Origin of the sequence: Ensifer sp. SSB1, assembly GCF_016652895.1 — a bacterium.
Classification (GTDB): Bacteria; Pseudomonadota; Alphaproteobacteria; order Rhizobiales; family Rhizobiaceae; genus Ensifer.
The window spans coordinates 1-16,765 of sequence record NZ_JAEPRP010000165.1 but is presented as its reverse complement, the minus strand read 5'-3'; the positions used below and the strand labels follow the sequence as shown (position 1 = coordinate 16,765).

21 protein-coding genes are annotated in these 16,765 nt (G+C 62.4%); 13 read left to right on the top strand and 8 right to left on the bottom strand.

Annotated features, from left to right (window positions below; genetic code table 11):
* Positions 1-71: 71 nt before the first annotated feature.
* The 3 genes from hslU to hslV are packed head-to-tail and all read right to left on the bottom strand — an operon-like array spanning position 72 to position 2,444.
* Entirely contained in the window at positions 72-1,376 is a 1,305-nt protein-coding gene (hslU, locus tag I8N66_RS29700) for an ATP-dependent protease ATPase subunit HslU (RefSeq protein ID WP_223725985.1), read from the bottom strand.
* Positions 1,373-1,897, bottom strand: coding sequence for a GNAT family N-acetyltransferase (locus I8N66_RS29695; RefSeq protein WP_113538240.1), 525 nt, complete (start codon positions 1,895-1,897; stop codon positions 1,373-1,375). Before I8N66_RS29695 ends, hslU begins: the two co-directional genes overlap by 4 nt.
* Entirely contained in the window at positions 1,887-2,444 is a 558-nt protein-coding gene (hslV, locus tag I8N66_RS29690; protein ID WP_057252069.1) for an ATP-dependent protease subunit HslV, read from the bottom strand. Before hslV ends, I8N66_RS29695 begins: the two co-directional genes overlap by 11 nt.
* Before the next feature lie 251 nt (positions 2,445-2,695).
* On the opposite strand from hslV, the gene hisB reads away from it, so the two are divergent.
* Genes hisB through coaA form a run of 7 tightly spaced genes read left to right on the top strand, consistent with a single transcriptional unit; the run spans position 2,696 to position 7,323 of the window.
* Positions 2,696-3,304, top strand: a complete 609-nt coding sequence (gene hisB / locus I8N66_RS29685) for an imidazoleglycerol-phosphate dehydratase HisB (protein WP_113538241.1) — start codon at positions 2,696-2,698, stop codon at positions 3,302-3,304.
* Positions 3,305-3,328: 24 nt separating this feature from the next.
* A complete protein-coding gene (locus tag I8N66_RS29680) occupies positions 3,329-3,799 on the top strand; it encodes a DUF2628 domain-containing protein (RefSeq protein ID WP_113538242.1) in 471 nt (156 codons plus the stop codon).
* Positions 3,799-4,449, top strand: coding sequence for an imidazole glycerol phosphate synthase subunit HisH (gene hisH, locus I8N66_RS29675; RefSeq protein WP_113538243.1), 651 nt, complete (start codon positions 3,799-3,801; stop codon positions 4,447-4,449). The genes I8N66_RS29680 and hisH overlap by 1 nt, the downstream gene beginning before the upstream one ends.
* Before the next feature lie 28 nt (positions 4,450-4,477).
* Complete coding sequence (gene hisA, locus I8N66_RS29670) at positions 4,478-5,215, top strand: 1-(5-phosphoribosyl)-5-[(5-phosphoribosylamino)methylideneamino]imidazole-4-carboxamide isomerase (RefSeq protein WP_113538244.1); 738 nt, start codon at positions 4,478-4,480, stop codon at positions 5,213-5,215.
* A gap of 3 nt (positions 5,216-5,218) precedes the next feature.
* A complete protein-coding gene (gene hisF / locus I8N66_RS29665) occupies positions 5,219-5,995 on the top strand; it encodes an imidazole glycerol phosphate synthase subunit HisF (RefSeq protein ID WP_291161736.1) in 777 nt (258 codons plus the stop codon).
* Between the two features lie 15 nt (positions 5,996-6,010).
* Positions 6,011-6,334, top strand: a complete 324-nt coding sequence (locus I8N66_RS29660; RefSeq protein ID WP_113538246.1) for a phosphoribosyl-ATP diphosphatase — start codon at positions 6,011-6,013, stop codon at positions 6,332-6,334.
* Complete coding sequence (gene coaA / locus I8N66_RS29655; protein WP_113538247.1) at positions 6,331-7,323, top strand: type I pantothenate kinase; 993 nt, start codon at positions 6,331-6,333, stop codon at positions 7,321-7,323. Before I8N66_RS29660 ends, coaA begins: the two co-directional genes overlap by 4 nt.
* 57 nt (positions 7,324-7,380) lie before the next feature.
* On the opposite strand, the gene I8N66_RS29650 is transcribed toward coaA, so the two are convergent.
* The 5 genes from I8N66_RS29650 to I8N66_RS29630 all read right to left on the bottom strand — a co-directional run bounded on the left by I8N66_RS29650 (position 7,381) and on the right by I8N66_RS29630 (position 11,257).
* On the bottom strand, positions 7,381-7,992 hold the full coding sequence (locus I8N66_RS29650) for an alpha-ketoglutarate-dependent dioxygenase AlkB (RefSeq protein ID WP_291161730.1): 612 nt from the start codon (positions 7,990-7,992) through the stop codon (positions 7,381-7,383).
* 12 nt (positions 7,993-8,004) lie between these two features.
* The gene (locus I8N66_RS29645; RefSeq protein WP_291161727.1) at positions 8,005-8,442 is read right to left on the bottom strand and encodes a hypothetical protein; all 438 of its coding nucleotides are present in this window, start codon (positions 8,440-8,442) and stop codon (positions 8,005-8,007) included.
* Positions 8,443-8,444: 2 nt separating this feature from the next.
* A complete protein-coding gene (gene lysM / locus I8N66_RS29640) occupies positions 8,445-8,918 on the bottom strand; it encodes a peptidoglycan-binding protein LysM (RefSeq protein ID WP_034802175.1) in 474 nt (157 codons plus the stop codon).
* Positions 8,919-8,996: 78 nt separating this feature from the next.
* A complete protein-coding gene (gene arfB, locus I8N66_RS29635; RefSeq protein ID WP_113538249.1) occupies positions 8,997-9,431 on the bottom strand; it encodes an alternative ribosome rescue aminoacyl-tRNA hydrolase ArfB in 435 nt (144 codons plus the stop codon).
* Positions 9,432-9,646: 215 nt separating this feature from the next.
* Positions 9,647-11,257 (bottom strand): phosphoenolpyruvate carboxykinase, encoded by a 1,611-nt coding sequence (locus tag I8N66_RS29630; protein WP_223725978.1) that lies wholly within the window; start codon positions 11,255-11,257, stop codon positions 9,647-9,649.
* A 324-nt stretch (positions 11,258-11,581) separates the two neighbouring features.
* On the opposite strand from I8N66_RS29630, the gene chvI reads away from it, so the two are divergent.
* The 6 genes from chvI to I8N66_RS29600 form a co-directional block, all read left to right on the top strand.
* The gene (gene chvI, locus I8N66_RS29625) at positions 11,582-12,307 is read left to right on the top strand and encodes a two-component system response regulator ChvI (protein ID WP_113538278.1); all 726 of its coding nucleotides are present in this window, start codon (positions 11,582-11,584) and stop codon (positions 12,305-12,307) included.
* Positions 12,308-12,507: 200 nt separating this feature from the next.
* Complete coding sequence (locus tag I8N66_RS29620) at positions 12,508-14,295, top strand: sensor histidine kinase (protein ID WP_113538251.1); 1,788 nt, start codon at positions 12,508-12,510, stop codon at positions 14,293-14,295.
* A complete protein-coding gene (locus I8N66_RS29615; protein ID WP_291161747.1) occupies positions 14,295-14,747 on the top strand; it encodes an HPr kinase/phosphorylase in 453 nt (150 codons plus the stop codon). Before I8N66_RS29620 ends, I8N66_RS29615 begins: the two co-directional genes overlap by 1 nt.
* A gap of 156 nt (positions 14,748-14,903) precedes the next feature.
* Complete coding sequence (locus tag I8N66_RS29610; RefSeq protein ID WP_065774303.1) at positions 14,904-15,305, top strand: PTS sugar transporter subunit IIA; 402 nt, start codon at positions 14,904-14,906, stop codon at positions 15,303-15,305.
* Complete coding sequence (locus I8N66_RS29605; RefSeq protein WP_113538254.1) at positions 15,305-15,595, top strand: HPr family phosphocarrier protein; 291 nt, start codon at positions 15,305-15,307, stop codon at positions 15,593-15,595. The genes I8N66_RS29610 and I8N66_RS29605 overlap by 1 nt, the downstream gene beginning before the upstream one ends.
* A gap of 165 nt (positions 15,596-15,760) precedes the next feature.
* Positions 15,761-16,765, top strand: a 1,005-nt coding sequence (locus tag I8N66_RS29600; RefSeq protein ID WP_291161709.1) for an adenosylhomocysteinase, incomplete at its 3' end; no start/stop codon positions are given.

Below are 16,765 nucleotides of genomic sequence, written 5' to 3'. Positions count from 1 at the left end.
CCGCCTGTCGAGAGACAGGCGGCCTGCATATTCAGGGTTGCGGGCGTTTGCATGTCCCTACGACCGAAATGTCACAGGATGTAGCGCGACAGGTCGGTGTTGGCGGCGAGATCGCCGACATGCTTGCGCACATATTCGGCGTCGATCGTCACCTCGTGGCCGGCACGGTCGGGCGCATTGAACGAGATTTCGTCCAACACACGCTCCATCACCGTCTGCAGCCGGCGGGCGCCGATGTTCTCGACAGTGGCGTTCAGCTGTACCGCAACATCGGCGAGCGCATCGATCGCATCGTCGGTGAAGTCGAGCTTGACCTCTTCAGTATCCAGGAGCGCCTTGTACTGGCGGATGAGGCTTGCCTCGGTCTCCGTCAGGATGCGGCGGAAGTCTTCCTTGGTCAGCGCACGAAGCTCGACGCGGATAGGCAGACGGCCCTGCAGTTCCGGCAGCAGGTCCGAGGGCTTGGCCACGTGGAAGGCGCCGGACGCGATGAAGAGGATGTGGTCGGTCTTGACCGGCCCATACTTCGTCGCGACGGTCGTACCTTCGACGAGCGGCAGCAGGTCCCGCTGCACGCCTTCGCGTGACACGCCCGCACCCATGCCGCCCTCGCGCGAGGCGATCTTGTCGATCTCGTCGAGGAAGACGATGCCATCGTCCTCGACCGCTTTCATGGCCTCGCGCTGGATCTGCTCGTTATCGAGCAGCTTGTCGGACTCGTCGTCGATCAGCATGCCATAGGAGGCCTTGACGGTCGTCTTGACCTTCTTGGTGCGGCCGCCCATGGCCTTGCCGAACATTTCCGAGAGGTTCAGGACGCCGATATTGGCGCCGGGCATGCCCGGGATCTCAAAGCCGCCGGGCGCACCGCTCTCGGCGATGTCGATCTCGATTTCCTTGTCGTCAAGCTCGTTGGCGCGGAGCTTCTTGCGGAACGAATCCCGCGTTGCTGGCGACGCCGTCGCGCCGACCAACGCGTCGAGCACGCGCTCTTCAGCATTCTGGTGGGCCTTCGCCTTGACCTCGGCGCGGCGCTTTTCGCGCACCAGACCGATACCGACCTCGACGAGATCGCGGATGATCTGCTCGACGTCGCGGCCGACATAACCGACCTCGGTGAACTTGGTCGCCTCGACCTTGACGAAGGGCGCACCGGCGAGCTTGGCCAGGCGCCTCGAAATCTCGGTCTTGCCGACACCGGTCGGGCCGATCATCAGGATGTTCTTCGGCATCACCTCGTCGCGCAGCTCATCGCCGAGCTGCTGGCGGCGCCAGCGGTTGCGCAGCGCGATGGCCACGGCGCGCTTGGCGTCGTTCTGGCCGATGATGAAACGGTCGAGTTCCGACACGATTTCTCTGGGTGAAAACGTACTCATGTAGTCCTCTCAAACTCGGTCCGCGTCAGCTCCATCAGGAGCGTGCGGCCGGATGCATCAATCCATTCTGCATAGGGCACGAAACCGGCCTTCGCGTAGGCGCTGACCGCCCGACGGTTGCCGGCGTCGGGGTCGATCACGACGCGCGGCGCGCCGGCGGCAAAGAGCCGCTCGGCAAAGGCCCTGACCGCCAGCGACGCGACGCCCCTGCCTGTCAGTTCCGCCGGGCCAATGAAGATATCGATACCGGGCACGTCGTCCGGCATGTCCTTCGCCCAGGGCTCGTCGTCCGGATACTGGGCCGGCACCCACGACTGGATATAGCCCGCCGGCTCGCCGGCCACGTGGAAGATGAAGCCTTCCACTTCTCCAGTGGCACAGCCTTCGCGGATCAGCTCCACTTCCTTGTCCGGATCGCCCCACCATTGCCGCACATGCGGTTCGCTCAGCCAGGCATGCAGCAGCGGCAGGTGGCTATCGGCCACCGGCACGAAACTGACATGCGCGGGCTCATTCGGCATCCAGCGTCTCCACCACGATATTGTGGTTCGTATAGACGCAGATGTCACCGGCGATCTGCAGCGCCCTGCGGGCGATATCCTCGGCCGACTTGTCGCTGTCCATCAGGGCGCGGGCCGCCGCAAAGGCGTAGTTGCCACCCGATCCGATGGCGATTGTGCCATGCTCGGGTTCGAGAACGTCGCCATTGCCGGTGATCGCCAGCGTGATCGACTTGTCGGCCACCAGCATCATCGCTTCGAGATTGCGCAGATACTTGTTCGTGCGCCAGTCCTTGGCGAGCTCGACGGCCGCGCGCATCAGCTGGTCGGGATATTGCTCGAGCTTGGCCTCAAGCCGTTCCAGCAGCGTGAAGGCGTCGGCGGTGGCGCCGGCAAAGCCGGCGATGACGTCGCCCTTGGCGAGGCGCCGCACCTTGCGCGCATTGCTCTTCATCACGGTCTGGCCGAGGCTCACCTGGCCGTCGCCGGCCATGACCACCTTGCCATCCTTGCGTACCGTGATGATGGTCGTCGCATGCATCGTTCCGTAGGGATTATGTTCGCTCATGAAGTTACCTGTCGGCCCCTGATACATGGGGGCGTTTACTTGGGCGTTTACTGGGGCGTTGCGGCTCGTGACACGAGCCTGGTTGCTTGAGGCCTATGTAAGTACGGCAGACACGTTTGCAAATGGCAACAGGCCGTGGGCGCAATCTTCGTTCGGCACCCCGCATCCGATGATTCGAATCGACCGCTCGGTTCTGGATATTTCAGCTTTTGCCTGATAAGGAGCCGCGTCAGCGCATACAGGAGAGCCCGATGGCAGAAGCCACGTCCAGCCGCACCGCAGAAGTTTCGCGAAAGACCAACGAAACCGCGGTATCCGTATCGGTCAACATCGACGGTACCGGGATCGCCAAGATCTCGACCGGCGTCGGTTTCTTCGACCATATGCTGGACCAACTCGCCCGCCATTCGCTCATCGACATGGAGATCAAGACGGACGGCGACCTGCATGTCGACGACCACCATACGGTCGAGGACACCGGCATTGCCATCGGCCAGGCGATTGCCAAGGCGCTCGGCGACCGGCGCGGCATCACCCGCTACGCCTCGCTCGACCTTGCCATGGACGAGACGATGACGCGCGCGGCGGTCGATGTCTCCGGCCGGCCGTTCCTTGTCTGGAACGTGGCATTCACCTCGCCGAAGATCGGCACCTTCGACACGGAACTCGTGCGCGAATTCTTCCAGGCGCTCGCCCAGCACGCTGGGATCACGCTGCATATCCAGAACATCTACGGCGCCAACAACCATCATATCGCCGAGACCTGCTTCAAGTCCGTCGCCCGCGTGCTCCGCACCGCAACCGAAATCGACCCGCGCCAGGCCGGCCGCGTTCCCTCGACCAAGGGGACCCTTGCCTAAGCGGCCAGTCACTGGCTTTGACTCATGGCTTCTTACATGATCCTCACCCCGCCGGGTGCGCGCGCCGACGACGAACGGGCACGTTTCGTCGCCGACGGTTTCTCCTGGGGCGCGTTTCTCTTCCCGGCGCTCTGGCTTCTCTTCAAGCGCCAATGGGTAATTGGAATCGCAGTTGCCGTTCTGCAGATTTCGTTAATCTCCCTGTCGAGCCTGTCAGGCGGCTTCCTCGCATCGGTGCTGGTGCAGCTCGCGCTGCGACTGCTCGTTGCCCTCGAAGGACCGGTTCTGGTGGCGCGCAGCCTGACGGCCCGAGACTGGACGCTGCGCTCCATCGTTCCGGCGCCCAATCTCGCAGCCGCCGAAGAGATCTACTTCACAAGCGTGGCTTCGAGCGAGACCAGGCCCACCACACCTCCCCCGGCCGACTGGACCGCGCGCAAGCCCTCAGGTGGCGGCACCGGCCTCGGCCTTTTTGATTCCTACGGAGAACGCTGATGCGCGTCGCCATCATCGATTACGGCTCGGGCAACCTGCGCTCGGCCACAAAGGCCTTTGAACGGGCCGCCCGCGAAGCCGGTATTTCGGCCGAGATCGACCTTACCGACAGGCCAGAAAGGGTGGCGAGCGCCGACCGCATCGTGCTTCCGGGCGTCGGCGCCTACGCCGATTGCCGCCGCGGCCTTGCCGCCGTCGACGGTATGGAACAGGCGCTGACGGAGGCGGTGGAACAGGCCGGCCGACCCTTCCTCGGCATCTGCGTCGGCATGCAGCTGATGTCGTCGCGCGGGCTGGAAAAGACCATCACCCATGGTTTCGGCTGGATCCCCGGCGATGTCGTCGAAATGACGCCCACCGACACCACGCTGAAGATCCCGCAGATCGGCTGGAACACGCTGACGCTCAAGCGCGAGCATCCGCTGTTTGACGGCATCCGTGTTGGCGAAGCCGGTCTGCATGCCTATTTTGTGCATTCGTACCATCTGGCCGCCGAAAACGCCTCCGACGTGGTTGCCGAGGCGGACTACGGCGGACCGGTCACGGCCTTCGTCGCCAACGGCAACAAGGCGGGCTCGCAGTTCCACCCGGAAAAGAGCCAGGCGCTCGGCCTTGCCCTCATCTCGAATTTCCTGCGCTGGAAGCCCTGAGCTTTCGCACGACTGATTGGACAAACCCATGATCCTTTTTCCCGCGATCGACCTGAAAGACGGGCAATGCGTGCGCCTGAAGCTCGGCGACATGGACCAGGCGACGGTTTACAACCCCGACCCGGCGGCCCAGGCCCGCGCCTTTGAAGACCAGGGCTTCGAGTGGCTGCACGTCGTCGACTTGAACGGTGCCTTTGCCGGTGAGACGGTCAACGGTGCCGCCGTAGACGCCATCCTCAAGGCGACCAAGAATCCGGTGCAGCTCGGCGGCGGCATCCGCACGCTCGAGCACATCGAAAACTGGCTGTCGCGCGGGCTTGCCCGCGTCATCCTCGGCACCGTCGCTGTGCGTGACCCGGCGCTCGTCATCGAAGCCTGCGCCAAATTCCCGGGCAAGGTCGCCGTCGGCATCGACGCCAAGGGCGGCAAGGTTGCCGTCGAAGGCTGGGCCGAGGCCTCCGAGCTCGGCGTGATCGAGCTTGCCAAGAAGTTCGAGGGCGCCGGCGTCTCGGCGATCATCTATACCGACATCGACCGCGACGGCATCCTGACGGGCATCAACTGGGCCTCGACCCTGGAACTCGCGGACGCGGTTTCCATTCCTGTCATCGCGTCGGGCGGTCTCGCCTCGATGGACGACATCCGCCGGATGGTCGAGCCGGACGCACGCAAGCTCGAAGGCGCCATCTCCGGCCGCGCGCTCTATGACGGCCGCATCGACCCGCAGGAGGCGCTGGACCTGATCCGCGCCGCGAGAAAGGCTTGAACCATGACGCTTAAAGCCCGCGTTATCCCCTGCCTCGACGTCAAGGACGGCCGTGTCGTCAAGGGCGTCAACTTCGTCGACCTGATCGACGCCGGTGACCCGGTGGAAGCGGCCCGCGCCTATGACGCTGCCGGCGCCGACGAGCTCTGCTTCCTCGACATCACCGCGTCCTCGGACAATCGCGAGACGATCTTCGACGTCATCGCCCGCACGGCCGAACAGTGCTTCATGCCGCTGACGGTTGGCGGCGGCGTGCGCCAGGTTTTCGACATCCGCAAGCTGCTTCTGGCCGGCGCCGACAAGGTGTCGATCAACACGGCTGCCGTGAAGAACCCGGAATTCGTCGCTGAAGCGGCCGACAAATTCGGCAACCAGTGCATCGTCGTCGCCATCGACGCCAAAAAGGTCTCGGCCGATGGCGAAGCGGATCGCTGTGAGATCTTCACCCATGGCGGACGCCAGCCGACCGGCATTGACGCGGTCGACTTTGCCCAGCGGGTCGTCGATCTCGGCGCTGGCGAGATCCTATTGACCTCGATGGACCGTGACGGCACGAAGAGCGGCTACGATATCGCGCTTACCCGCGCCGTTGCCGATGCGGTCCGCGCGCCGGTTATTGCGTCCGGCGGTGTCGGCACGCTCGACCACATGGTCGCCGGTATCAAGGACGGCCATGCGACCGCCGTGCTCGCCGCCTCGATCTTCCATTTCGGCACCTATAGCATTGGCGAAACCAAGCGCTATATGGCCGAGCATGGCATCGCCATGCGCCTCGACTGAGCTTCAGGATCTTCCATGGCTGACTTCACACTTTCCGATCTCGAGGCCATCGTCGCGACACGCGCGCAGGCGGCCCCGGACCAATCCTGGACGGCAAAGCTGGTCGCGGGCGGCCAGCCGAAGGCGGCCAAGAAACTGGGCGAGGAAGCGGTCGAGACGGTGATCGCGGCCATCAGCAACGACCGCGCGAATCTCGTCGCCGAAAGCGCCGATCTCATCTATCATCTGATGGTCGTATTGAAGATCGCCGACGTTCCGTTGCAGGATGTGCTGAACGAACTTGCGCGGCGGACGCAGCAATCTGGCCTGCAGGAAAAGGCAAATCGGCAGAATCCATGACGATAGTGGCGAAAGACATCGAACCGGCCGACCTGCCCGATAACCCACAGAAGCAGGACTATTCGCCCTATCATTTCTTCACCGCCGAGGAGTGGTCGCACTTTCGCGCCGATACGCCGCTGACGCTGACGGCGGACGAGGTACAGCGGCTGCGCTCGCTGAACGACCCCGTCGATCTCGGCGAGGTCCGGCAGATTTACCTGTCGCTGTCACGCCTGCTCTCGACCCATGTGGAATCGTCGCAGATGCTCTTCGAGCAACGCAAACGCTTCCTCAGCATGTCCGAGACCAAGACTCCCTTCGTCATCGGCATTGCCGGTTCGGTCGCCGTCGGCAAATCGACGACGGCTCGTATTCTCGCGCAGCTACTGTCACGCTGGCCGTCGAGCCCGAAGGTCGACCTGGTGACGACCGACGGCTTCCTTTATCCGAACGCCGTGCTCCAGCGCGAAAACATGATGGACCGCAAGGGTTTTCCGGAGAGCTACGACGTCGGTGCACTCCTGCGCTTCCTTTCGGCGATCAAAGCCGGCCAGCTGAACGTCAGGGCACCCAGCTATTCGCACCTGACCTATGACGTGCTTCCGGATCAGTTCACCGTCATCGATCGGCCGGATATCCTGATCTTTGAAGGCATCAACGTTCTGCAGTCACGCAACCTGCCGGCTGACGGGAAGATCGTGCCGATGGTCTCGGATTTCTTCGACTTCTCGATCTATATCGATGCCGAGGAAAGCCTGATCCACAGCTGGTACGTCAACCGCTTCATGCGGCTGCGCGAAACCGCCTTCAAGAACCCGGAATCCTACTTCCATCGCTACGCGACGATCAGCGAGGATGCCGCCCGCGCCATAGCCGAAGGCCTGTGGCACAACATCAACCTGAAGAACTTGCACCAGAACATCCTGCCGACGCGCCCGCGCGCCGACCTGATCCTGCAGAAGGGCCCGAACCACCTGACGGAGAAGGTGGCGCTCAGGAAGCTCTGAGCTTTTCGGCCCGAAGCAAGTTCAGGAAAAGGGTGAAACGGTTTTCCATCCAGTTGGTCACGGATTGACGCGGCGCAGCGTCAGATTGACCCGGCCGCCATTCTTCAGCAGCGTCGACGTATTCGGATAGATGCGGTCGACGCCATGGAAGGCGAGCCGCCCTTCCCCACCGAGCACGACGACATCACCGCTTTCGAGGCGGAAAGACATCGTCTGGCCGCCGCGCGTATTGCCGCCGACACGAAAGAGGCAGCTGTCGCCAAGCGAAATCGAGACAACGGCGGTTTCGAGGTCGCGCTCGTCGCGGTCCTGATGCAGGCCCATGCGGGCTTCCTCGGAGTAGAAGTTCACAAGGCAGGCTTCCGGCGTCTTGTTGCTGGCGGAAACCGCGTTCCAGATATCGAGTAGCACATCCGGCATTGGCGGCCAGGGGCGACCGGTCAAAGGATGCTGAGCCTGGTAACGATAGCCGCGATCGCGGTCCGTAACCCAGCCGAGCGCGCCGCAATTGGTCATCCGCACCGACATGGGTTTGCCGGTCTTCGGCATTTCCGGCACGAAGAGCGGCGCTTCGGCGACGACGAGGCGGATTGCCTCGACCAGTTGTTCCTGCCGGGCGCGATCAAGATAGCCCGGAATATGTCTGATCCCTTTCGGGAGCACCTGCATGAGAGGCAGTCCTTATTGTTCCAGGCCGAGAAGTGCCGCGGGAACGCCATAGCGAAGCGGCCAGCCCGCATAGGCGATATCCGTCGGCCCGACGACGTGATCGACCAGGTTCCAGCGGCCATTCTGGAAACTGACGATTGCGAACACCGTCAGACCATCCATCATGTCGGCATCGTCGCGCAACCCGGTTTGCGCCAGGTTGATCGTCCCACCGCCCGGACGCTGCGGCTCGACCTGCATGAAGGCCCAGTTGGGCGCCGCGCGCATGGTCGTGACCACGAATTCGACGGGGCCACGCATCTCAGCCTCCACCGCCGGGCGGATGGCATCAAGGATGGCGGCGCGCTCGGCGCTGCCCTTGCCGGGCTCGCGGAAGGGCTGCGCCAAACAAGCGCCGGCAAGCCAGAGGCCCGCCAGCGCTGCAATTGCAAATGAACGTCTGAGGGACACGCTCAGGCCGCGTCCAGATCCGGAATGCGCAAAACCTGGCCGGGATAGATCTTGTCCGGATGCGTCAGCATCGGCTTGTTGGCTTCGAAGATGACCGTGTGCTTGGCGCCCTTGCCCTTGCCATACTGCGCTTCGGCAATCTTCCAGAGATTGTCGCCCTTCTTGACGGTATAGAACACGGGCTCCTTCGCCGGAGCGGGTGCGGCACCGGCATCGGCGACCTTGAGTTCGGAGGCCTCCACAGCCGAGACGCCGAGCGTATTGCCGACGGCAACGACTGCCTTTTCGAAGACGCTCTGATCCTTCACGACACCCTTCAGCACGACCTTGTCACCGGCCACTTCGACCTGCACGTCCTTGGTGCCGAGATCGTGGGATGCAAGCTCCTTCTGAACGCTTTCGGCATCCGGAGCGTCGTCATCGCCACCGATGCCAAGCTTCTTGCCTGCGTTCTTGATAAAGCTGAAAAGACCCATGAATATCTCCTTTTGTGAAAACGCTGCTCGATAAGAGAGGGCGCCGCCTGGCAAAGGCAAGGGAGCGGCAGAAAGAAATCAGTCCCCGCCCGGCCGACCGCGGAGCTTCTTGATCTCGCCCCGACCGGACTTTTCCTTCAGGCGCCGCTCGACGGAACCGCGGGTCGGTTTCGTCTTCTTGCGCGGCGGTGGCGGCGGCTCGGCGGCCTTGAGAATCAGCTCCTTCAGCCGCTCGCGGGCATCCTCGCGGTTGCGCTCCTGGCTGCGAAAGCGGCTGGCTTCGATCATCAGCACACCCTCCTTCGAGGCGCGACGGCCGGCAATCTTCAGGGCATTGGCCTTGATGCGATCGGAGAGTGCCGGAGAAGCCTGGACGTTGAAGAACAGCTGAACGGCGGTCGACACCTTGTTGACGTTCTGTCCGCCCGGCCCGCCGGCCAGCACGAATTGCTCCGTCAGCTCCCAGCCGGCGATGACGATATTGTCGTTTATGTAGAGCGGGTCGCTGGCCATGGTTCACCTCGGCCCGATCTATGGCACAGAGCGAACCCGTTGAAAACACTACGGGCGTCGCGCGTCTCATCAGACGCGCAAAGGGCGCCGGAGCACTTTGACGGCTGTATATGTTCCCTCAAATCGAAGAGGAATCTAAGGGGCATACAGCAGCGGCGAACGCGAAAAACCCGGCCACAAGGACCGGGTTTCACGTGAATCATAGCCGACGATCTTTATTCGGCGGCGATTTTGGTGCCGGGAGCCGCGTCGCGAACGCTGCCATCCACATGGCTCTCGAACTTGGCGAAGTTCGTGATGAACATGTCTACGAGGCGGCGTGCCTGTGCATCGTAGGCTGCACCGTCGGCCCAGGTCGAGCGCGGATCGAGGATGCCGTCGTCGACGCCCGGGACCGAGACCGGAACGGCGAAACCGAAGTTGCCGTCGGTGCGCAGTTCAGCGGCGTTCAGCGAACCGTCAAGTGCGGCGGCAAGCAGAGCGCGCGTCACCTTGATCGGCATGCGGCTGCCGGTGCCGTAGGCGCCACCGGTCCAGCCGGTGTTGACCAGCCAGCAGGTGACGCCGTTCTTGGCTATCAGATCCTTCAGCAGGTTGCCATATTCCGACGGGTGGCGCGGCATGAACGGTGCGCCGAAGCAGGTCGAGAAGGTGGCTTCCGGCTCGGTGACGCCCTTTTCCGTGCCGGCAACCTTGGCGGTGTAGCCGGAAAGGAAGTGGTACATCGCCTGTTCCGGCGTCAGCTTGGCAATCGGCGGCATCACGCCGAAAGCATCGGCGGTCAGCATGATGATGGTGCGCGGCTGAGGTGCCGTGCCGGTGGCGCTGGCGTTCGGGATGAAATCGAGCGGATAGGCGCAGCGGGTGTTTTCCGTCAGCGAACCATCGTCGAAATCAGGAAGGCGGCGTTCGTCGAGAACGACGTTTTCCATGACGGTGCCGAAACGGCGGGTCGTCGCATAGATTTCCGGCTCGGCAGCTTCAGACAGACGGATCGCCTTGGCGTAGCAGCCGCCTTCGAAGTTGAAGACGCCCTGGTCGCCCCAGCCGTGCTCGTCGTCGCCGATCAGCGTGCGGGTCGGATCAGCCGAAAGCGTCGTCTTGCCGGTGCCGGAGAGGCCGAAGAAGATCGCCGTGTCGCCTTCCGGACCAACATTTGCCGAGCAATGCATCGGCATGACGCCCTTCTTGGGCAGCAGGTAATTGAGAACCGTGAAGACGGACTTCTTCATCTCGCCGGCGTAGGACGTGCCGCCGATGAGGATCAGGCCGTTGGTGAAATCGCAGGCGATGACGGTCTCGGTACGGCAGCCGTAGCGCTCCGGATCGGCCTTGAAGCTCGGCAGATCGATGATCGTCAGCTTCGGCAGGAAGGATCCGAGGGCTTCGCGGGCCGGGCGGATCAGCAGATTGCGGATGAACAGCGAATGCCAGGCATATTCGGTGACGACGCGGGTCGGCAGAGCGTTATCGGCATCGGCACCGCCAACGAGATCCTGCACGTAGAGCGACATGCCCTTGGCGTGATCGAGCATGTCCTGGCGGAGCAGCGCAAAATGCTCCGGAGACATCGGCTTGTTGTTGTCCCACCAGATTTGGTCGTCAGTGTTCGCATCGCGAACCACGAACTTGTCCTTCGGCGAACGGCCGGTGTGCTGGCCGGTACGGGCGACGAGTGCTCCGTGTGCCGTCAGCTCAGCCTCGCCGCGGCGAAGAGCTTCCTCATAAAGCTCTGCGGCTTCGAGGTTGTACCGAACCGTTTCGAGGTCGATAAAGCCGAGTTTTTCCAAGCCGTTCGCGAGATTGCGAGTGCCGAGTTGCTCCATGGTCAAGCTTCCTTCGTGTTTGGCCATTGGCGTTGAATTTCGCCGGACCTTACTTGCATGCTCGCTCAAAAACAAGGCGGCGTCAAAAAAAGAATAATGATTTCAGTATATTAATCGATTTAAAGAAAATTATCGTTTTTTTAATCGGTTGAATTCGGCCTGCAGAACACCGAACTGAGGGGAGCTATCCTATCGTCACGACAGGTGCTTTTTGGGCTTCGCCACAATTTGTTCCACCTTTATACTCACTAACGCACCCGTGACTCGCGAATGCCGGAGTTTTCGGGGACGAGACCGGCACCTCAAAAGACGGAGTTGAACACGATGCAGACCATCGCGCTTGTCGATGATGACCGGAATATTCTGACGTCCGTATCCATCGCCCTGGAGGCGGAGGGCTACAAGGTCGAGACCTATACCGACGGTGCTTCCGCGCTCGAGGGCCTGCTTGCCCGGCCGCCGCAACTTGCGATTTTCGACATCAAGATGCCGCGCATGGACGGCATGGAACTGTTGCGCCGCCTGAGACAGAAGTCCGACCTCCCAGTGATTTTCCTCACCTCCAAGGATGAAGAGATCGACGAGCTCTTCGGTCTGAAGATGGGCGCCGACGATTTCATCACCAAGCCGTTCTCGCAGCGCCTGCTGGTCGAACGGGTCAAGGCGATCTTGCGTCGGGCTGCAAACCGCGAGGCCGCGGCCGCCAACCCGACCAACACCACGAAGGCTTCCGATGCACCCTCGCGCTCGCTGGAGCGCGGACAGCTGGTGATGGACCAGGAGCGCCACACCTGCACCTGGAAGAACGAGCCGGTGACGCTGACGGTGACCGAATTCCTCATCCTCCACTCGCTTGCCCAACGCCCGGGCGTGGTGAAGAGCCGCGACGCACTGATGGACGCGGCCTATGACGAGCAGGTCTATGTCGACGACCGCACCATCGACAGCCACATCAAGCGGCTGCGCAAGAAGTTCAAGATGGTCGACAACGACTTTGATATGATCGAGACGCTTTACGGTGTCGGTTACCGTTTCCGGGAGACCGCCTGAGCCGCAGGGCTTGCCATCGCTCCCATAGTGGCGCATTTGAAGCGTCGCTACGGTGAGCGTGGCCGACGGCCTCCTTTGAAGCTCGCCGCGTTCTCCGCCGTCTTTGGACCGGAACGATAAAGACAGCGGCGACGCGACCGGCAGCGGCCGCCGTCGCAATCGAACAAACGTGAAGGACAGTCCGCGCGGGAGCGGGACATTTGGTAGAAGTCTTGCAGGGCGACATCGAAGACAGTGACGGGCGTGCGCAGGCACAGCAGGGTCAGCGCCGCTGGGCACATCCCTTCACGCTGATTCGCCGACTGTTCGGCAATGCCGTCTTCTCGAGCCTGACGCGCCGCATCGTCTTCTTCAACCTGGTGGCACTTGTCGTCCTCGTCGGCGGCATCATGTACCTCAACCAGTTCCGCGAGGGGCTGATCGATGCGCGCGTCGAGAGCCTGCTGACCCAGGGCGAAATCATCGCCGGCGCCATCTCGGCATCAGCCTCGGTCGATACCAACTCGATCACCATCGATCCCGAAAAGCTGCTGGAGCTGCAGGCTGGCCAGAGCATTACGCCGCTGCCGAGCGACGAGGATCTCGACTTCCCGATCATCCAGGAACGCGTCGCACCGGTCCTGCGCCGGCTGATCTCACCGACACGTACCCGGGCCCGGCTTTTCGACGCGGATGCCGACCTGCTGCTCGATTCGCGACACCTCTATAGCGGCGGCCAAGTGCTACGCTTCGACCTGCCGCCGATCGAGCCGGAATCGACGGGCATTGCCGAGAAGCTCAACAGCTGGCTGAACAAGCTGCTCCAGCCCGGCAATCTGCCGCTCTACAAGGAACCGCCCGGGGGCAACGGCTCGATCTACCCTGAGGTCACCAACGCGCTGACCGGCGTGCGCGGCTATGTGGAGCGCGTGACCGAGAAGGGTGAGCTCATCGTTTCGGTGGCCGTTCCCGTGCAGCGCTTCCGCGCCGTTCTCGGCGTACTCCTGCTTTCGACGCAGGCCGGCGACATCGACAAGATCGTTCAGGCGGAACGGCTCGCCATCATCCGCGTCTTCGGCGTGGCTGCCCTCGTCAACATCATCCTGTCGCTGCTTCTGTCTTCGACAATTGCCAATCCGCTCCGGCGCCTGGCGGCCGCGGCCGTTCGCGTGCGTCGCGGCGGCGCCAAGGAGCGCGAGGAAATTCCTGACTTCTCCTCCCGCCAGGACGAGATCGGCAACCTTTCCGTCGCACTGCGCGAGATGACGACCGCGCTCTACGACCGGATCGCGGCGATCGAGGCCTTCGCAGCCGACGTCAGTCACGAACTGAAGAACCCCCTTACCTCGCTGCGCAGCGCCGTCGAGACGCTGCCGTTGGCGCGGACCGACGAATCCAAGAAGCGCCTGATGGACGTCATCCAGCATGACGTCCGCCGCCTCGATCGCCTGATCAGCGATATCTCGGACGCCTCGCGGCTCGACGCCGAACTTGCGCGTAGCGACGCCAAGATCATCGATCTGGAGAAGCTTCTCGGCGATCTCGTCGATATCTCGCGCCAGGTCCGCAGCAAGAAGAAGACGGTGTTGCTCGACTTCGTCATCGACCGCAAGGACAGCCCCAAGGCCCGTTTTGCCGTCAGCGGCTATGAGTTGCGCATCGGGCAGATCATCACCAACCTGATCGAGAATGCCCGCTCCTTCGTTCCCGAAGACAGCGGCCGGATCGTCGTCCGCCTGACACGGTCGCGCTCGCGCTGCCTCGTCTATATCGAAGACAACGGTCCCGGTATCCAGGCGGAAGACATCGACCGCATTTTCGAGCGCTTCTACACCGATCGGCCGGAAGGCGAGGACTTCGGCCAGAACTCGGGCCTCGGTCTGTCGATCTCCAGGCAGATCGCCGAAGCCCATGGCGGCACACTGAAGGCGGAGAACATCATCGCCCAGGACGGCCACGTCAGCGGTGCGCGCTTCATCCTGTCGCTTCCCGCCGAGCCGCACGCGTGATGGAGCGCGCCAATGTCCACGGCACTGCCATCGTGCTCGGGACGCGAGGCTTCCTGATCACGGGCCCTTCCGGTATCGGAAAATCCAGGCTGGCGCTCGCATGCATTGCCGCCGCACGACAGGCCGGCCACTTCGCGGCCCTCGTCGCCGACGATCGGGTGGATCTGGGCCTCGAACACGACAGGATCGTTGCGCGCTGCCCCCCGTCCATCCACGGCCTGATCGAAATCCGTGGTGCCGGCATCGGCAAGATCGAAACCGTGCCTGCCGCGGTGATGGACTGGGCCCTGCTCCCCATCAGCGCCCCTTTCGACCCGCGCCTACCGCCGGAAGACGAGATACTGTCGCTACCACTCGGGCGAGCACTTCCGATTGTTCGCGTTCCCGTTGAAGATGGTGCCCAAGCTCTCGATATTTTGCGGGCGCTCATCGCTGAAAAAATAGGATTCTAGCTCGATTTACCGTCAGCGCGACTGGTTTTTCGGCATTTTTGGCTTGCACTTCCCCTTTTCCTTGCCAAGATGGCCGCCCCAACAGGTGGACGAAATTGCTGCATTGCGATATCTGGCCATCAGTGAATTGCGTGTGCAGTTGGAGCGAAGATACACATGATCGGACTTGTGCTTGTCACTCATGGCAAGCTGGCTGAGGAATTTCGACTTGCGCTTGAGCATGTCGTCGGTCCGCAAAAAGCTATAGAGACCGTCTGCATCGGCCCCGAGGACGACATGGACCAGCGTCGGCAGGATATCCTCGACGCCGTCACCAATGTCGACGAGGGCAATGGCGTCATCATCCTGACCGACATGTTCGGCGGAACGCCCTCCAACCTCGCCATATCGGTGATGCGCAGCGGTACCGTCGAAGTGATTGCCGGCGTCAATCTGCCAATGCTGATCAAGCTTGCCGGCGTTCGCGGCGAGAGCGACATGGACAAGGCGCTGGTCGAGGCTTCGGAAGCCGGACGGAAATACATCAACGTCGCCAGCCGCGTCCTGAGTGGGAAGTAATGGATCATCGCCCCGACATGTCGCTGACGCGCGAACTGCTGATCATCAACAAGCGAGGCCTGCATGCGCGGGCGTCGGCAAAGTTCGTGCAGACGGTCGAAGCCTATGACGCCGAGATCACCGTGTCGAAGGACGGCATGACGGTCGGCGGAACGTCGATCATGGGATTGATGATGCTGGCCGCCAGCACCGGCTGCAGCGTGTGCGTGACCGCCAGCGGCACGCAGGCCGAGGAGGCGTTGAACGCGCTCGACGCCCTGGTCGCCGACAAGTTCGGCGAAGAAATGTAACGGACAATATAAAGATATAAAGACTTCTTTATATCGATATTGCCCTCTCCCCTGATTCCTGATAGATCGATCGCACTCTCACCGTGTCGGTAAGCGCGGGAGGCATAATCGCGCCGCAGTTCGGTTGAAGCCATGCGGCTTGAAGAGATCAGCCCGGAGAATTCCATGACCACCACTCAGGACTATATCGTCGCCGACATCGGTCTCGCCGATTTCGGGCGCAAGGAAATTGCGATCGCCGAAACGGAAATGCCGGGCCTGATGGCCTGCCGCGAAGAGTTCGGCGCTTCCAAGCCGCTAAAGGGCGCGCGCATCACCGGCTCGCTGCACATGACCATCCAGACCGCCGTTCTGATCGAGACGCTGGTCGCTCTCGGCGCCGACGTGCGCTGGGCCTCGTGCAACATCTTCTCGACCCAGGACCATGCCGCTGCCGCGATCGCCGCGAGTGGCGTCCCCGTTTTCGCCGTGAAGGGTGAGACGCTCGAAGAATATTGGACCTACACGGACAAGATCTTCCAGTGGGCCGACGGCGGCGTCTCGAATATGATCCTCGACGACGGCGGCGACGCCACCATGTACATCCTGCTCGGCGCCCGCGCCGAAGCCGGTGAAGACGTCCTCTCGAATCCGAGCTCCGAGGAAGAAGAGATCCTCGTCGCGCAGATCAAGAAGCGCCTTCAGGCTTCGCCGGGCTGGTTCACCAAGCAGCGCGACGCCATCAAGGGCGTTACCGAAGAAACCACCACCGGTGTCAACCGTCTGTACCAGCTCCAGGCAAAGGGCCTGCTGCCGTTCCCGGCGATCAACGTCAACGATTCGGTCACCAAGTCGAAGTTCGACAACAAGTACGGCTGCAAGGAATCGCTGGTCGACGGCATCCGCCGCGGCACCGACGTGATGATGGCCGGCAAGGTCGCCGTCGTCTGCGGTTACGGCGACGTCGGCAAGGGTTCGGCAGCATCGCTCGCCGGCGCAGGCGCGCGCATCAAGGTCACCGAAGTCGACCCGATCTGCGCACTGCAGGCTGCCATGGACGGCTATGAAGTCGTTCAGCTCGAAGACGTCGTCTCCAGCGCTGACATCTTCATCACGACGACCGGCAACAAGGACGTCATCCGCATGGACCACATGCGCGAGATGAAGGACATGGCGATCGTCGGCAACATC

Coding starts and splice junctions, on each gene's coding strand:
- hslU (WP_223725985.1), bottom strand. CDS start 1,376: ATGAGTACGTTTTCACCCAGAGAAATCGTGTCGGAACTCGACCGTTTC.
- chvI (WP_113538278.1), top strand. CDS start 11,582: ATGCAGACCATCGCGCTTGTCGATGATGACCGGAATATTCTGACGTCC.
- hisF (WP_291161736.1), top strand. CDS start 5,219: ATGACGCTTAAAGCCCGCGTTATCCCCTGCCTCGACGTCAAGGACGGC.
- I8N66_RS29660 (WP_113538246.1), top strand. CDS start 6,011: ATGGCTGACTTCACACTTTCCGATCTCGAGGCCATCGTCGCGACACGC.
- hisH (WP_113538243.1), top strand. CDS start 3,799: ATGCGCGTCGCCATCATCGATTACGGCTCGGGCAACCTGCGCTCGGCC.
- I8N66_RS29610 (WP_065774303.1), top strand. CDS start 14,904: ATGATCGGACTTGTGCTTGTCACTCATGGCAAGCTGGCTGAGGAATTT.
- I8N66_RS29650 (WP_291161730.1), bottom strand. CDS start 7,992: ATGCAGGTGCTCCCGAAAGGGATCAGACATATTCCGGGCTATCTTGAT.
- I8N66_RS29680 (WP_113538242.1), top strand. CDS start 3,329: ATGGCTTCTTACATGATCCTCACCCCGCCGGGTGCGCGCGCCGACGAC.
- lysM (WP_034802175.1), bottom strand. CDS start 8,918: ATGGGTCTTTTCAGCTTTATCAAGAACGCAGGCAAGAAGCTTGGCATC.
- hslV (WP_057252069.1), bottom strand. CDS start 2,444: ATGAGCGAACATAATCCCTACGGAACGATGCATGCGACGACCATCATC.
- hisB (WP_113538241.1), top strand. CDS start 2,696: ATGGCAGAAGCCACGTCCAGCCGCACCGCAGAAGTTTCGCGAAAGACC.
- arfB (WP_113538249.1), bottom strand. CDS start 9,431: ATGGCCAGCGACCCGCTCTACATAAACGACAATATCGTCATCGCCGGC.
- I8N66_RS29630 (WP_223725978.1), bottom strand. CDS start 11,257: ATGGAGCAACTCGGCACTCGCAATCTCGCGAACGGCTTGGAAAAACTC.
- hisA (WP_113538244.1), top strand. CDS start 4,478: ATGATCCTTTTTCCCGCGATCGACCTGAAAGACGGGCAATGCGTGCGC.
- coaA (WP_113538247.1), top strand. CDS start 6,331: ATGACGATAGTGGCGAAAGACATCGAACCGGCCGACCTGCCCGATAAC.
- I8N66_RS29695 (WP_113538240.1), bottom strand. CDS start 1,897: ATGCCGAATGAGCCCGCGCATGTCAGTTTCGTGCCGGTGGCCGATAGC.
- I8N66_RS29615 (WP_291161747.1), top strand. CDS start 14,295: ATGGAGCGCGCCAATGTCCACGGCACTGCCATCGTGCTCGGGACGCGA.
- I8N66_RS29605 (WP_113538254.1), top strand. CDS start 15,305: ATGGATCATCGCCCCGACATGTCGCTGACGCGCGAACTGCTGATCATC.